The organism is Klenkia sp. AC732 (assembly GCF_979256525.1).
The window spans coordinates 1-234 of sequence record NZ_CEEDOS010000185.1 but is presented as its reverse complement, the minus strand read 5'-3'; the positions used below and the strand labels follow the sequence as shown (position 1 = coordinate 234).

Genomic DNA, 234 nt, shown 5'->3' with positions numbered 1-234 from the left:
GTTCGAGGTGGCCCGCACCATCCCGCTGGACCAGCGGGGCCCCCGCGGCGGCGACGCGTCCAAGGACGCGCTGCGCCGGGCGATGGAGCAGATCGTGCCGCCGGCCATCCTGCACCGCCGCAAGCTGGGCTGCCCGGTGCCGACGGCCGAGTTCCTCGCCGGCCCGCTGCACGAGTGGGCCCACCCGGTGATCGCGGACAGCCAGACCGACGAGTGGCTGGACCGCGCCAGGGT

The 234-nt window shown here is 76.1% G+C and carries 1 protein-coding gene; it reads left to right on the top strand.

Annotation, left to right across the window (positions count from 1 at the left end; translation table 11 throughout):
- A partial coding sequence (locus AC0IVP_RS22200; protein WP_471759317.1) for an asparagine synthase-related protein occupies positions 1–234 on the top strand: 234 nt, incomplete at both ends.